10 protein-coding genes are annotated in these 15150 nt (G+C 30.2%); 8 read left to right on the top strand and 2 right to left on the bottom strand.

Features of this window, described 5'->3' with window-relative positions:
- Nucleotides 1-106 precede the first annotated feature (106 nt).
- The 3 genes from I4V16_RS13145 to I4V16_RS13135 all read left to right on the top strand — a co-directional run bounded on the left by I4V16_RS13145 (nt 107) and on the right by I4V16_RS13135 (nt 7450).
- Nucleotides 107-1936: a beta-glucoside-specific PTS transporter subunit IIABC gene (locus tag I4V16_RS13145; protein ID WP_099328913.1), complete on the top strand. Its 1830-nt coding sequence runs from the start codon at nt 107-109 to the stop codon at nt 1934-1936.
- Nucleotides 1937-1948: 12 nt separating this feature from the next.
- Nucleotides 1949-3421 carry a family 1 glycosylhydrolase gene (locus I4V16_RS13140; protein ID WP_111937350.1) on the top strand — a complete coding sequence of 491 codons (1473 nt, stop codon included), beginning with the start codon at nt 1949-1951 and terminating at the stop codon, nt 3419-3421.
- A 234-nt stretch (nt 3422-3655) separates the two neighbouring features.
- Complete coding sequence (locus I4V16_RS13135) at nt 3656-7450, top strand: alpha-amylase family glycosyl hydrolase (RefSeq protein WP_111937349.1); 3795 nt, start codon at nt 3656-3658, stop codon at nt 7448-7450.
- A 58-nt stretch (nt 7451-7508) separates the two neighbouring features.
- On the opposite strand, the gene I4V16_RS13130 is transcribed toward I4V16_RS13135, so the two are convergent.
- Nucleotides 7509-9374, bottom strand: a complete 1866-nt coding sequence (locus I4V16_RS13130) for an alpha/beta hydrolase (RefSeq protein WP_099328915.1) — start codon at nt 9372-9374, stop codon at nt 7509-7511.
- 201 nt (nt 9375-9575) lie between these two features.
- On the opposite strand from I4V16_RS13130, the gene I4V16_RS13125 reads away from it, so the two are divergent.
- Entirely contained in the window at nt 9576-10517 is a 942-nt protein-coding gene (locus I4V16_RS13125) for an AraC family transcriptional regulator (RefSeq protein WP_111937348.1), read from the top strand.
- A 73-nt stretch (nt 10518-10590) separates the two neighbouring features.
- Here I4V16_RS13125 and I4V16_RS13120 read toward each other — a convergent pair whose 3' ends face one another.
- The gene (locus tag I4V16_RS13120) at nt 10591-11289 is read right to left on the bottom strand and encodes an AraC family transcriptional regulator (RefSeq protein WP_049180384.1); all 699 of its coding nucleotides are present in this window, start codon (nt 11287-11289) and stop codon (nt 10591-10593) included.
- 171 nt (nt 11290-11460) lie between these two features.
- On the opposite strand from I4V16_RS13120, the gene I4V16_RS13115 reads away from it, so the two are divergent.
- The 4 genes from I4V16_RS13115 to I4V16_RS13100 are packed head-to-tail and all read left to right on the top strand — an operon-like array spanning nt 11461 to nt 15058.
- Complete coding sequence (locus I4V16_RS13115; protein WP_049180383.1) at nt 11461-12414, top strand: ABC transporter permease; 954 nt, start codon at nt 11461-11463, stop codon at nt 12412-12414.
- Nucleotides 12404-13354 carry an iron chelate uptake ABC transporter family permease subunit gene (locus I4V16_RS13110; protein WP_049180381.1) on the top strand — a complete coding sequence of 317 codons (951 nt, stop codon included), beginning with the start codon at nt 12404-12406 and terminating at the stop codon, nt 13352-13354. Before I4V16_RS13115 ends, I4V16_RS13110 begins: the two co-directional genes overlap by 11 nt.
- Nucleotides 13351-14106 carry an ABC transporter ATP-binding protein gene (locus I4V16_RS13105; protein ID WP_049180379.1) on the top strand — a complete coding sequence of 252 codons (756 nt, stop codon included), beginning with the start codon at nt 13351-13353 and terminating at the stop codon, nt 14104-14106. Before I4V16_RS13110 ends, I4V16_RS13105 begins: the two co-directional genes overlap by 4 nt.
- 19 nt (nt 14107-14125) lie before the next feature.
- Nucleotides 14126-15058 (top strand): siderophore ABC transporter substrate-binding protein, encoded by a 933-nt coding sequence (locus I4V16_RS13100; protein ID WP_049180378.1) that lies wholly within the window; start codon nt 14126-14128, stop codon nt 15056-15058.
- The last annotated feature ends 92 nt before the right edge of the window (nt 15059-15150 follow it).

Below are 15150 nucleotides of genomic sequence, written 5' to 3'. Positions count from 1 at the left end.
TGGCTGTATTATTATGTTAAAACTTATTTTTTGTTTGGATGGTAACATTAAGTTGGCTAAACCTTCAGTTTTTGAATGTTAAGAAAAAATGGAGGCAAAGAAAAAAATGGGAAAATACTCAAAATTAGCAGAGGATATTATTAAAAATGTCGGTGGAAAAGAAAATATTATAGACTTAAAGCATTGTATTACACGCTTACGTTTTAATCTAAAAGATGAAAGTATTGCAAATGATGATGTTTTGAAGAACATGGATGGCGTAATTACTGTTATGAAAGCCATGGGACAATATATGGTGGTTATTGGTGAACATGTACCTCATGTATATGCTGAAGTTTGTGAAAAGATTGGAATGCAAGCTTATGGTGGAAAAGAAGGAACAGAGGTTGAAGAAAAAAAAGCAAGCTTATTTAATCGTGTTTTAAGTGTAGTTATGGGTGGAATGGGACCTTGCTTAAACATGATTTGTGCTAGTGGTATTGTTAAGGGACTAACAACTTTATTAACTTTTTTAGGAGTTGTTACACCTGAAGATGGGGTTTACCTTTTATTGATGGCAATTGGAGATGCGATATTCTTCTTCTTACCATTAATGCTTGGTTACAATGTGGCTAAGAAATTAAAAATGGATCCTTACTTAGGTTTCCTTATTGGTGCTATTATGTGTTATCCAGCAATTAATGGTGTAGATATTAATTTATTTGGACATGTATTTAATGCTACTTACACGGGAACATTTTTACCAGTTGTATTTATGATTGCTGCAGCGGCACCTTTAGAAAGATTTTTCAAAAAATATGTGCCAGAACTTGTTCGTAATTTTATTGTACCAGTACTTGTATTAGTAATTGTTGTTCCTATAGGATTCGTTTTAATTGGACCTATTGCAAATTTAATTGGTGTAGGAATTAATACTGGAATTAACTCATTACTTAAAGTTAGCCCAATAGTTGCAGGGACTCTTTTAGCTGGATTCTATCAAGTGTTCGTATTATTTGGTGTTCATGGAGTATTATTCATGTTCCCATTTATGGATTTAATGCAAGGTATACCTAGTCAATTAATGGCGTATACATTCTTCTCATGTTTTGCTCAAATTGGTGTTGTTTTAGCGATTTATATAAGAACTAAAGATAAGAAGTTAAAATCAATTGCTCTTCCAGCATTTATTTCAGGAATATTTGGTGTTACTGAACCAGCTATTTATGGAGTAACATTACCACGTATTAAGATGTTTGTTATTTCTTGTATTGGTGCAGCTACTTCTGCTATTGTAGTTTACCTTACTAATATTATGATGTATACATATACAGGTATGGGAGTTATAGGGTTATTAGGGCTATTAAATCCTAAAGGACCACAAATATTACCACTTATCATAGCTGTAGCAGTTCCATTTATTATTTCTTTTGTATTAGCTTATTTAATGTTTAAAGATGATAAAATTGAAGAAAAATCAGATAATAAAGTTCAAAGATCAACACAAGAAGTTGTTTTTGCCCCAGCTAAAGGTTCTATATCACCATTAAAGGAATCTGCTGATGAGGCGTTTGCATGTGAAGTATTAGGAAAAGGTATTTTAATTAATCCTACTGAAGGGAAAATAGTTGCACCTTTTGATGGAACAGTTCGTACATTATTCCCTACAAAACATGCTATTGGAATTGTATCAGAAGATGGCTGTGAAGTGCTTATTCACATTGGATATAATACTGTTCAATTAGAAGGAAAGTATTTCAATAGCTTTATAGAGCAAGGTGACGTAGTTAAAAAGGGAGATTTATTAGTAACTTTTGATATGGAACAGCTTAAAAAGGAAGGGTATAGTGTAGAAACACCTATTATCATTACTAATACTGACAATTATTTAGATATTATAGAAACAACTAAGAATAGTGTAGAGGCTGGAGATGAGCTTCTTACAGTTGTACATTAGGAGGGATATAACATGAGTTTTCCAAAAGATTTTTATTGGGGTGGTGCTACTGCTGCCAATCAATGTGAAGGTGCCTATAATGTAGATGGAAGAGGACTAGCAAAAACAGATGTTACAACTGCTGGAACAGCTACTACGCCACGTGGTGTAACTTATCGTTTACCAAGTGGTGAAACAGGACTAGCACCTCAATTTACACCATATCCAAAAGATGCAAAGGGTGTAATTTTAGATGGGTATTATTATCCTAACCATAATGCAATTGATTTCTATCATCATTATAAAGAAGATATTGCTCTATTTGCAGAAATGGGATTTAAAATGTTTCGTATGTCTATTTCATGGTCAAGAATATTTCCAAATGGAATAGAAGAAGAGCCAAATAAAAAAGGTCTTGATTTTTATCGTGATGTATTTGAAGAACTTAAAAAATATAATATTGAACCTTTAGTTACAATTTCTCATTATGATACACCACTTTATTTAGAAGAAGAATTAGATGGATGGAAAAATCGTAAACTTATTTCACTATTTGATAGGTATACTAAAGTATTATTTAATGAATATAAAGGATTAGTTAAATATTGGCTAACATTTAATGAAATAAATAGCCTTTTAATGTTCAAAGATTTTATTCCTAACATGTCAAAGGATGATATAGCGAATAATTATCAAGCGTTACATAATCAGTTTGTTGCAAGTGCAAGAGCTGTACAACGTGCACATTCTATTGATCCAGAATACAAAGTAGGATGTATGATAGCTGGAGCATGTTCGTATCCATTAACATGTGCTCCAGAAGATGTATTAAAAAATCAAAAGAAGATGCAGGATAGTTTTTATTACTGTGGAGACGTTATGGTACGTGGAGAATATCCTGTATTTGCAAAGAGATTATGGAAAGAAGATAATGTTAATCTAGAATATACAGAAGAGGATATTAAAGATTTAAAAGAAGGAAAAGTTGACTTCTTTAGCTTCTCTTATTACTCAACAACTTGTACTTCAGCCGATAAAAATGTGGCTAAGGATGGATTGGGTAATTTTAGTCTTGGTTCAAAAAATCCATATATCCAATATTCTGAATGGGGATGGGGAATGGACCCTATAGGTTTACGTTATTATTTAAATGAAATCTATAATCGTTATGAAATTCCAGTTATGGTTGTTGAAAATGGGCTAGGAGCTATAGATGAACTAACAGAAGATAAAAAAGTACATGATCAATATCGTATTGAATACCTAAGAGAACATATTAAAGCAATGGAAGGTGCCTTAGAAGATGGGGTTGATTTAATTGCATATACTCCTTGGGGATGTATTGATTTAATTAGTGCTTCTACTGGAGAAATGAAAAAGCGTTATGGTTTCATTTATGTAGACCTTGATAATGAAGGTAATGGAACAATGAAAAGATATAAAAAGGATTCATTTGAGTGGTATAAGAAGGTTATATCTTCTAATGGAGAAGAATTAGGCTTATAAAATAATTAAAGGAAAGGAAGTCTATTATGAGTGTTATTCATAATGGACTTCTTTATTTTTTGAGTTGATCTTTTAGATGAACTATTTTTTTATGTTCAAAAATAGAATGAAAAGTTATCTTTAGGTTTAGGAAATATATGTAAAATTCTCATTTTTAGAATAAGGTTAAAAGGGGCAAAATTGTAGTAATATATTAATGAAAACATATACAAAAATTAAAAAAGGAGGGAGAATATGGTTGTCAATAATTTCAAAAGACTAAGAGGTAAGATAGCAGCGGTATTAGCCATAGTATTTTGCCTTAGTTTAGTATCTATTCCTGAGGTGTCAATAAATGCACAAGAGACTAAACAGGAAACACAAATGAGAGTTGAAATACTATCTCCAAGAGTTAACGAAGATGGTACCGTAACTTTTAGTGTTAAGTATGAAGGGGATACCCTTTATTTAGCAGGGGATATGACTAGTTGGGAATCAGGACAAGAATCCATGACTAAGGGCGATGATGGTGTATTTAGATATACTACAGAAGTACCTTTAGCACCAGGAAGATATCAATACAAATATAAGCCTAATAGTAACAATTGGGAGGGGTCTTTCACCCAAGAATATTCACCAGATGGAAACTCTATTTTAGTTATTAAAGCTTTAGGTGTTACAAAAAATGACGATAATACAGTAACTTTTAGGGTTAAGTATGATTCTGAAGAGCTTTATATAGCTGGAACTATGAATGGTTGGAATCCTACTGCTACACCAATGACTAAAGGAACAGATGGAGTTTTTGAAGTAACATTAGAGCTTGGTGTTGGTATTCATCAATATAAGTATGTTACAGGAGATACTTGGTTTAAGGATCCTAACAACCCTAATGAAACTGCAGAGGGAAACTCTGTAGTAGAAATAAAAGGGAGCCTACAAAGTCCTGTAATAAATGGGGATGGTACAGTAACCTTTAGAGTAAATCATGATAGTGAACAAGTAAAGCTTGCAGGAAGCATGACAAATTGGGCTTCTAATGCAATCACAATGCAAAAGAGTAAGGATGGAAGTTTTTATACTACTTTAGCATTAGAACCTGGACAAGTATATGAATACAAGTTCTTTGATGAAAATAATAACTGGTTCACTGATCCTTCAAATGAGAACACTTCAAATGGTAACTCAGTAGTAACAGTACCAACATATACAATAGAACAAGGCACAGATGGAAAATATAAAATAACGATAAATACTAAGTATGATGGAGACGAATTATATTTAATAGGTTCATTCCCACAAGTAGACTGGAATGTAAGTAAAGAAGTCAAAATGACAAAAGGAGAGAATGGTATTTTCTCAACAACATTAGAAGTTCCAGAAGGTAAATATGTATATAAATTTAAACCTCATAGTGGCAATGATTGGTCAGATGCTTTCTTAGATTCAGGTAACCAAGTAATATCTGATGGTAACTCTGCAATTTATGTTGGGGAAGAAAGTAAAGTAGAAAATAAGTATGTAGAGTTTAAGTATGTAAAACCAGATAAAGATTTTGAAGATTGGAATATATGGATGTGGTCGGCAGGCTTTGATGGAATGCAAAAGAACTTCTCTTCTTTTGATGGAGATACTGCTACAGCAAGATTCTTAGTTCCAGAGGGCGCATCTACAATAAGTTTTATTATTAGAAAAGGGGAGTGGGTAGAAAAGGATCCATTTGGAAGTGATAGAAATATAACTTTAGATCCTAAATCTAATATTACAAAGGTAACAGTAGCAAGTGGAGAAAAAGATTATTTCCAAGTACCATCAATTGAGAATGCAGAAGTTAATATAAATGATAAGTCTATATTATTTAGATATAGGGATAGGAATTTATATTTTAATAATGCACAGGATCAAATTGAAAGTGTTAAGGTAAAAGTTGAAGATGAAAATGGTAACTCTAACTTATATGATATGCCTTATGATTCTACCAACCAATACTTTGAGTATAGGCTTAACAATATTCAAGAAGGAAGATATGAATATACCTTTATAGTAGATGGAGAAGAGGCTAAATCAGGTGTTGTAGACTTAAAGTTATATTATATTAACGGAGTAGCTGAAGTATCACCTAAAGAAGTTGATTATGATCAAAACACAGTAGTTAAGGTTACTTTAGATGAAGATGTAAGCAAAGATAATATAAAAGAAATTTATATGGATTTATCAGAAGTTGGTGGATCTAATAAAGTTCCTATGGATTTAGCTTTATTAAATAATAATGTTATTAGCCAAACTATCGGGGTAAAAGATGTTGTAACATCAGGTGATAAAAGTATAACAATAGTAGTAGTTGATAAGAATGGACAAGAACACGAAATTGAAACAACCCTAACTGTAAAATCAAAAACAGCTATAGGCGATGAAGATTTTGGATTTGATGAAGCAAGAATTTATTTTACTGTAACAGATAGATTCTTCAATGGTGATGAAAGTAATGATGATCCAAATGGAAACAACTATGATAAGAGCAATCCATTTACTTACCATGGGGGGGACTTAAAGGGATTAACTGAAAAGATTCCATACTTAAAGGATTTAGGTATAAATACTATTTGGATTACTCCAATTGTAGAAAATACAGATTTTAATCAACAATTTTCTTCAGATGGAAATCAATATTCTTACCATGGATACTGGGCGAAGAATTTTGAAAACTTAGATCCACATTTAGGCACAATGGATGATTTAAAAACATTAATAGATACAGCTCATGATAGTGATATAAAGCTTATGGTTGATGTAGTTTTAAACCATGCAGGTTACGGAATGAATAAAGAAGAAGGAAATAGTGGTGCTAATAATTATCCTACTAATGAGGATAGAAGATTATTTGGAAACATGTTTAGGGATGTTGCAGGAAATGACTTCGAAACTCAAGAAGTATCAGGTTTACCTGATTTTAGAACTGAAGATTCAGAAGTAAGAGAAACTCTTGTAAACTGGCAAAAATCTTGGATTGAAAAATCAAAGACTGATAAAGGTAATACTATTGATTACTTTAGAATTGATACAGTTAAACATGTAGAGGGAGCTACTTGGAAATCATTGAAAAACAGCGTAACAGAGATAGATCCTAACTTTAAGATGATAGGTGAATATTATGGAGCTGATGTAGATTCAACATTTAACAAGTTAGAAAATGGTGAAATGGATGCATTATTAGACTTCCAATATAAGAATAAAGCTAGGGATTTTGTGAATGGAAAGATAACAGAAACAACTGACTACTTAAATTCTAGAGCAGATAAGATTAGTAATACTTATCTTTTAGGGCAATTTTTAAGTAGCCATGATGAGGATGGATTCCTTACAACTGTAGACTATAATTTAGGAAAGCAAATGATAGGTGCAGCTATTCAGATAACTGATAAAGGTATTCCAGTAATTTATTATGGTGAAGAGTTAGGCATGACTGGTAAGAACGGAATGGAATTAGGTGATGCTAACAGATATGATATGGATTTTTCTAGATTAGAAGATCCTGAATATGCAAAAGTTTATAATCATTATAAGAAATTATTAAATATAAGAAAGGATAACTCTCTAGTATTTTCTAAAGGTGATAGAGTAACTATTGCCGGCGGCGATGAAGATAAGTTTAGTGCATTTAGTAGAACTTATAACGATGAATCTGTAGTTACAGTTCTAAATATTGATGAGGTGGAACAGGAACGCTCTATAGATGTTCCATATGAGGCAGGAACTGTACTTGTTGATCGTTATAACAATAAGGAATATAAGGTTAATGAAAATGGAGTAGTAAATGTGGCGATACCGGCTATGAGTGAGGGGGGAACAGTTATATTAACAACTAAAAAGACATCTAGTGATTCAGATAATGGAAATGTAAATAATGGAGTTAACAAAGATGAAAGTGGGGATACTGTTAAGACTGGTGATTCTTTAAAGATGGAAGGAGTTATATTCCTAGTAGCCTTAATGGTTACTTCATTAGGAGCTATTACTATTATTAAAAACAAAAAGAAAGTAGCTAAATAATAAAAGAGGATGTATCAAAATTTATTTTGATACATCCTTTTTAAAATATTTTATTATCTTATCCCATGAACATGAATGTATGACAAGTAAATACTGAAGCAACTTGCATGAAGCATAGTAAGCTTCCTACTATAATTCCAGGAATATAAGGATTATTACAATATTTAAATATACGACGTAATACAAGTATAGCTATTGGGAATACAGGTATTGCATTAATCATATATGTGAATGTAAATGTTGATCCAAATATATTTTGCTGTACCCCTGTCTTAGCAAATAAATAGTATCCAACAAATGTGATTACAAGTGCAGGGATCATATTCATAAATGCAAAGAATAAATCATTTAACCATGTAGGCTCTTTACCAATTTTTGAGTAGTATGCAGAATTTATTGCAATACTAACAGCGATACCAAACAATAAATAGAATGGTAGGTAAGTAAAGAATAAGTATAAGTGATCTAAAGGTAATTCACGCATTCCCCATAGATAATAACGTAAATCTATTTGGAATATATATTGTGCAATATACACAACAGCTAGTACACTTAATATTCCTATGATAGCTAATAATATTGACTTTATAACATCAATAAATGGAATTCTTACACCCCATTGCTTTAAAGTATCTCCTTCTTTTCTTCCATATAAGAAGTAAGAACCAAAAGAAGTAAATAACATGAAAAGTCCATTAGCCAATGCCCATAAAGCATATATATTACTTGTTTGTTGTGGCAATTGATTTGTTACAAAGTATCCTAATCCTTTATTAAAGATTAAAGATATACTTATGAAAGCAAATGCACAGTTAAGAATGGTTAATGACCAGAACCAAATTTTCCCTTTCTTATTTGGGGCAGGACGTAATTGTTTATTATCTTCAGCTTTTAAGCTAGAGAAGAATTTTGTCTTTGTTAATACTGCAATTGTAAATATACATATAGCTAAGGCACCAGCAAGTCCTAAAATAGATGCTATACTATAGAATTTCCAAATTTGCATACTACCAAGCTTATATTGTGGAGCTTCTAATGTTTCTTGGAAAAAGTCCACTACTGATGCTACAGCACCACTACCACCTTGTGGCTTTGGATGAATTTCGTTAGCTTTTGTAATACGACGAATTACTTGTTTACCATTTATATCAGTTGAGTATGTATGTCCAGGAAGTACTTCATCACCTGGGAATGCAGATGGTGCTTGTCCAAAACTAGCGAAGGATTTAGCTTCATTAGAACCTAAGAACTCTTGAGCTGATATTATTTTTCCAGTATCATCTTGAGTACTGAAATAAACATGGTCGTAGAATGTATAGTAAAGACCTACACTACGGTCTCCATATACGTTTGCCCAGTTTCCTTCAAAATCTTTAAAAGTAGGGTTACTTGCAATAAGGTATACTGAAGAGATTAATTTATTAGGACTCATATTATCTAAAGTAACACTAATATTTGTAGCATTACCACCCATTGAATGACCAACTATACCTATTTGGTTTGAATCAACATAATCTAAATCGCTTGCATATCTTACAGCAGAGTAGATTCCATATCCTTCTGTGTTGATATCAGTGAAGAATGTTTCATAAGAGGTTATATCGGAACCACCATGGTTTAACATATCAGGTGTTATAACAACGAATCCACGACGAGATAATTCTAATGCATATTGAGCATAACATTCTTTTGTTGTTGATAAACCATGAGCAAATACAACAGCAGGAGCTTTATTTTCTGATGTTGCATTTTTGGGACTATAAACACGAATACTAACATTATCACCAGAGCGTGTTTGTATTGTTGTAGTTTCAATTCTTACTTTTCCAAAGTTACTTAGAAGTAAGTTAGAACTAATTAAACAAAATAGAGTAAAAATTAATGAGAAAATTAGTCCACGTTTAGCTATAAATTTCTTTTTCATATGTTTCTCCCTTCACATAAATGAAAATTTAATCTTAAGTTAATAAATAATTTAACTTTACGTGATTATTATAATAGGCAAACGATTTCATTTGTATCATTATTGTGTTCAGTTTATATGACAATGTTGTTGTGGTAACAAGAATATACTTTTCAAATATGATAAAACTTTTTATAATAACGTTATCAAAGGGGGGATATTATGAATCAGAAACTAGAAATCATTGATTACCCAAATATAAAAAATATGAATTTGTTTGTGGTGGAAATTGATTATCGAGAGCCCCATCTTCACCCTGAAGTAGAGATGTTGTTTGTTTTTAAAGGTAACCCTATTTTTATTATTAATGATGAACAATTTCAATTTCAGCCGGGGGATGTTATTTTACTTAATAGTAATGATAAGCATGAAATAATTTCACAGGAGGAAGCATCAATATTTTTATGTTTGCAAATATTACCTAAGTATTTTGAAGGATATTTTCCCCAAATTAGTCATGTGGTTTTTACTGATCATTGTAGATATGATATCAAGCATAATTTATTGATTTATACTTTTCTAAAGCTTGGAGAAGTTTATATAGAAAAGCCACAATATTATCAAATTAACTGTGCAAGTATGATTAATATTATGTATTTCTATTTATTAAATCAATATTCAAAATATGAATTAAACACTGATTATAATGGAGCAATTTGTCAGAATAAATTACGTTTAAGTAGGATTACAAGTTATATAGAAGAACATTATAATGAAAAAATATCATTACAGGATATTGCAGATAGAGAAGGATTATCTGTATACTTTTTATCACATTTTATTAGGGAACATTTAAAGCAGAATTTTCAGGATTATCTAACTTTTGTAAGGTTTAATCATGCAAGAGAGATGATTCTTACTACTAATATGAAATTAATAGATATTTGCTATCATTGTGGGTTTTCAGATTATCGTTATATGAACCAAGCTTTTAAAAGATATTGTAATTCTACACCAAAAGAATTTAAAAATCGTTCATCTACTACAAAGGTAAAAAAGCCATCACCAGGCAGAAATAATCAAATAATATATAGTGAAGAAGATGCACTATATATTATTAGAAAGGCTTTTCAAGATTTTAATTTGTTTGAACCTAATATATAGTTAGTATAGAGTAAAGAGAAGGAAATGTTAGATATATTAAATATACCTACATTTCCTTTTTATATTTTAGTATTTAAATGGCTTTGTATTTATTCCTATATTCTAAAGGTGGAATACTTTCGCTTTTCTTAAACACAGTATTAAAATAATTTTGATTAGAATAGCCAATAGATAAAGCAATATCAGCTATACTCATATCTGTATTTACTAAAAGTTCTTTACCTTTCTCTATTCTTTTTTCATTTAAATATCCTATAACAGTTTTCTTTTTAGTTTTCTTAAATACATTACAAAAATAAGTTTTATTAAGATTTAGCTTTTTAGATAGAATATCTAAATTAATATCTTCTGAGTAATGGGCGTCAATATATTTTATTGCTTTAGCTACATTAAGGTTATGAGTTTCTTCCGGTTTAATATCTAAGTCAACATAAAGAAGTTCTATTAAGTGTGGAAGACAGTGAATTGGTTTGTATATAATGTTATCTTCATTATTTTTATCTGTAGAATATGGACCAATTATATAGAAGCCATTATTATAATCATTTTTTATTAAAGGACAAGCTGTAATAAAAACAGTTTCAGATAGATTTAAGTTAATAATATTTTTGTTATATTTAATCATATCTAAAATTACATTTATATCAGAATCTATTGGTTCACCTAAAGAAAATGATAAGTATCCATTTTTATTATATACTTCTATATTAAGGTGAGTACAGTTAAAAAAGTTGTCCATATTTTCTTTAATTTTTTCTAAAATTTCTATCATATTTTTACCTCTATAAACTTTCCCTAAATATTTTATAAAAAAACAAAATATTTTATAAGACAGATAATTATAAATTTGATACTATAAATGAGAATTATTATCAAATAATTGCTTATATGAATTATATCAATATACATAGATTTTGTCAAAGAAGCATTCAGAGGTGAGAAGATGAAGAAGAAGTATTTAGTTATTATATTAGTCATACTATCAATTTTATCTCTATTCGTAGGGGTAACTGATATTAAATTAGGAGATATATTTGCTTTAGATAGCACAAAAATAGAAATATTATTAACAAGTAGAGTTCCAAGATTAATAAGTATAGTGGTTGCTGGTATTGGATTAAGCATAAGTGGTCTTATAATGCAACAAATAAGTAGAAATAAGTTTGTTTCTCCAACAACAGCTGCAACTGTAGACTTTGCAAAGCTTGGAATATTAGCTTCAATGTTAGTATTCTCATCTGCAACAACAATTCAAAAAATGCTTATATCATTTTCCTTCTCTTTAGTAGGCACAATGATATTCATGAAAATGACAAAAGCAATAAAGTTTAAAAATATAATATTCATACCTTTATTAGGTATGATGTTAGGAAAAGTGGTAAATTCAATAACTACATTTTTTGCTTATAAGTATGATTTAATTCAAAATCTTTCTTCATGGATGGAGGGAGATCTATCTATGATAATGAAAGGAAATTACGAATTATTATATTTAAGTATTCCTGTAGTTATAATTTCATTCCTTTATGCTAATAAGTTCACTGTAGCAGGAATGGGGGAGGATTTTGCAACTAACCTAGGCTTAAATTATAATGCAGTAGTTAATATTGGACTTGTTATTGTATCCATAATATCAGCAGTAACAATAATAACTGTAGGAAACATTCCTTTCCTTGGATTAATAGTTCCTAATATAGTTAGTCTTTACCTAGGAGACAACTTGAAAAATTCTTTATATCATACAGCCTTACTTGGACCTATATTCCTTTTAGCTTGTGATATATTTGGAAGAATAGTTATCTTCCCATTTGAAATATCTATAGGAACAACAGTAGGGGTTATAGGAAGCGCAATTTTCCTTTATATGATAGTAAGGAGGGCTGGAAATGAAGCATAAAAAATTACTTCTAGTTTTAGGAATAGTAGCAGCAATATTAGTAGCAGTCTTTTTATTAATAGGATTAAATGAAAATAATTTTGATTATGCTTTATCAAGACGTATACCTAAAATTATAGCAATGATATTAGTTGGAATATCAATAGGGTTTTCATCCCTAGTGTTTCAAACAATCACTAACAACAGAATTTTAACTCCTAGTATCTTAGGGCTAGATTCATTGTATGTACTTTTACAAACAACATTAATATTCATCCTAGGGTCAGGTTCAGGAGTAGTAAATGGAAAGAACGCAAATTTTGTTATATCAATAATAATAATGATCATATTTTCTTCATTAATATATAAATTTCTATTTAGAAAAAATAGCAATAATATATTTTCACTGTTACTTATAGGAGTTGTATGTGGTACCTTATTTGAAAGTTTAACAACATTTATGCAAGTGCTAATTGATCCATTAGAGTTTCAAATGGTACAAGATAAAATGATGGCAAGCTTTAATAATATAAATACTGAAATATTGCTTATATCCACTGTAGTAATAGCCCTTTGTATAGTTTTCAGTATGGATTTTTTAAAGATATTAGATGTTATGTCTTTAGGAAGAGATGAAGCAATAAACCTTGGTGTTGATTATGATAAGGTTACTAAAAAGACATTAGTGGTTATAGTAATACTTACATCAGTATCTACAGCACTAGTAGGCCCTATAACATTCTTAGGACTTCTAGTAGTAAATATAGCTAGACAACTTGTGAAAACATATAAGCATAGCGAACTTGGACTAGCAACAGGTTTTATTAGTGTAATAGCTTTGATAGGTGGACAGCTTATAGTTGAAAGAATATTGAATTTTGGAATGACAATAGGAGTAATAATAAATTTTGTAGGTGGAATCTATTTCATTTATCTTGTAATGAAGGAGAGAGCGAAATGATAGAGGTAAGAGGAATTACAAAAAAATATGGAAACAAGAATGTTGTAGACAATGTTTCTTTAAAAATAGAAGAAGGAAAAATAACTTCATTTATAGGTCCTAATGGTGCAGGTAAAAGTACTTTGCTTTCAATAATAAGCAGACTTATAAAAAGGGATGCAGGTGAAGTTTTAATAGATGGCAAAGAGATATTAGAATGGGATAATAAAGAGCTTGCTAAGAAAGTTTCTATATTAAAGCAATCTAATAACATAAATATAAAGCTTACTATTAGGGAATTAGTTAGCTTTGGAAGATTTCCTTATTGCCAAGGAAATTTGAAGGATGAAGACATTGAATTTGTGGACAAGGCAATTGAATATATGCAGCTTAAGGATATTGAAGATAAGTACTTAGATGAACTAAGTGGTGGTCAAAGACAAAGAGCATATATTGCCATGGTAATAGCTCAAAATAGTGATTATATCTTACTAGACGAGCCGTTAAATAATTTAGATATGAAGCACTCAGTTGAGATTATGAAGATATTAAGAAGGTTAACTGATGAGCTTGGGAAAACAGTTATTATAGTAATCCATGATATTAACTTTGCATCCTGCTACTCAGACTATATTGTAGCTTTAAAGGATGGAAAAGTAGTTAAGGATGGTCCTACAGATGAAACAATCAAAAAGGAAGAACTTGAAAATATTTATGAAATAAAATTTGATATTCAAAATATAGATAACAGAAAAATATGTGTATATTTTTAAATAAAAAGGAGAGATAAAAATGAGTAAAAAGACAATAATTTCAATGATAGTTATTATAGCAGTTATATTTGGTATTTATGGTGTTACTAAGTTTGCAGGAAATGGTGTTTCAGCAGATGGAGAGAAGATTAAAATTACTCATCAATTAGGAGAAACAGAAGTACCAAAGAATCCTTCAAGAGTTATAGTTTTCGACTATGGTATAGCAGATGCTTTAAATACTTTAGATGTAGAAATAATAGGTTTACCAAAATCAAGTTTACCAAGTCTTTTAAGCAAATATGAAGATGGTAAGTATGAAAATGTAGGAAGTTTAAAAGAACCTGATATGGAAAAAGTTTATGAATTAAAGCCAGATTTAATAATAATGTCAGGAAGATTAGAATCATACTATGAAGAATTAAATAAGATAGCTCCAACAATTTATTTAGGAGTTGATAATACTGATTACCTAGGTTCTTTCAAAAAGAATATGGAAACTTTAGGACAAATATTTGGTAAAGAAAAGGAAGTTAAAGCTCAAGTTGCTAAGGTTGAAGAAGCTATAGGTAAGGTTAATGAAAAAGCAGAAGGTGTAAATGCCTTAATAGCTTTAGCTAATGATAATGCCTTTAGCGTATATGGAGAAGGATCAAGATTTGGAATAATTCACAAGGAGTTTGGGATTGAAGCGGTTGATAAGACTATAGAATCATCAACACATGGACAAAAGGCTTCATTTGAATACATTTTAGATAAAAATCCAGATTATTTATTTGTAATAGATAGAGCAGCTGTAACAGGTGGAAATACTTCAGCGAAAGAAATGTTTGATAATGAAATTATAAAGAAAACTGATGCATATAAGAACGGAAATATAGTATATTTAGATGCTGATGTTTGGTATACAATAAGTGGTGGTATTGAATCAACGCAAAAGATGGTTGAGGAAGTATTAGAAGCTTTAAAGTAATATATAGTAATTAAAAAGGGGCTGTATCAAAATAAATTTTGATATTCGCTGATAGAAAAAGGAAGTTCGAATTTGAACTTCCTTTTTTGTGC

This window comes from Clostridium sp. 1001283B150210_160208_E6 (assembly GCF_015669365.1).
GTDB classification, from domain to species: domain Bacteria; phylum Bacillota; class Clostridia; order Clostridiales; family Clostridiaceae; genus Clostridium; species Clostridium paraputrificum.
This window is presented reverse-complemented; position numbering and strand designations above follow the sequence as displayed.

Coding starts and splice junctions, on each gene's coding strand:
- I4V16_RS13120 (WP_049180384.1), bottom strand. CDS start 11,289: ATGATAGAAATTTTAGAAAAAATTAAAGAAAATATGGACAACTTTTTT.
- I4V16_RS13125 (WP_111937348.1), top strand. CDS start 9,576: ATGAATCAGAAACTAGAAATCATTGATTACCCAAATATAAAAAATATG.
- I4V16_RS13115 (WP_049180383.1), top strand. CDS start 11,461: ATGAAGAAGAAGTATTTAGTTATTATATTAGTCATACTATCAATTTTA.
- I4V16_RS13145 (WP_099328913.1), top strand. CDS start 107: ATGGGAAAATACTCAAAATTAGCAGAGGATATTATTAAAAATGTCGGT.
- I4V16_RS13130 (WP_099328915.1), bottom strand. CDS start 9,374: ATGAAAAAGAAATTTATAGCTAAACGTGGACTAATTTTCTCATTAATT.
- I4V16_RS13110 (WP_049180381.1), top strand. CDS start 12,404: ATGAAGCATAAAAAATTACTTCTAGTTTTAGGAATAGTAGCAGCAATA.
- I4V16_RS13105 (WP_049180379.1), top strand. CDS start 13,351: ATGATAGAGGTAAGAGGAATTACAAAAAAATATGGAAACAAGAATGTT.
- I4V16_RS13135 (WP_111937349.1), top strand. CDS start 3,656: ATGGTTGTCAATAATTTCAAAAGACTAAGAGGTAAGATAGCAGCGGTA.
- I4V16_RS13100 (WP_049180378.1), top strand. CDS start 14,126: ATGAGTAAAAAGACAATAATTTCAATGATAGTTATTATAGCAGTTATA.
- I4V16_RS13140 (WP_111937350.1), top strand. CDS start 1,949: ATGAGTTTTCCAAAAGATTTTTATTGGGGTGGTGCTACTGCTGCCAAT.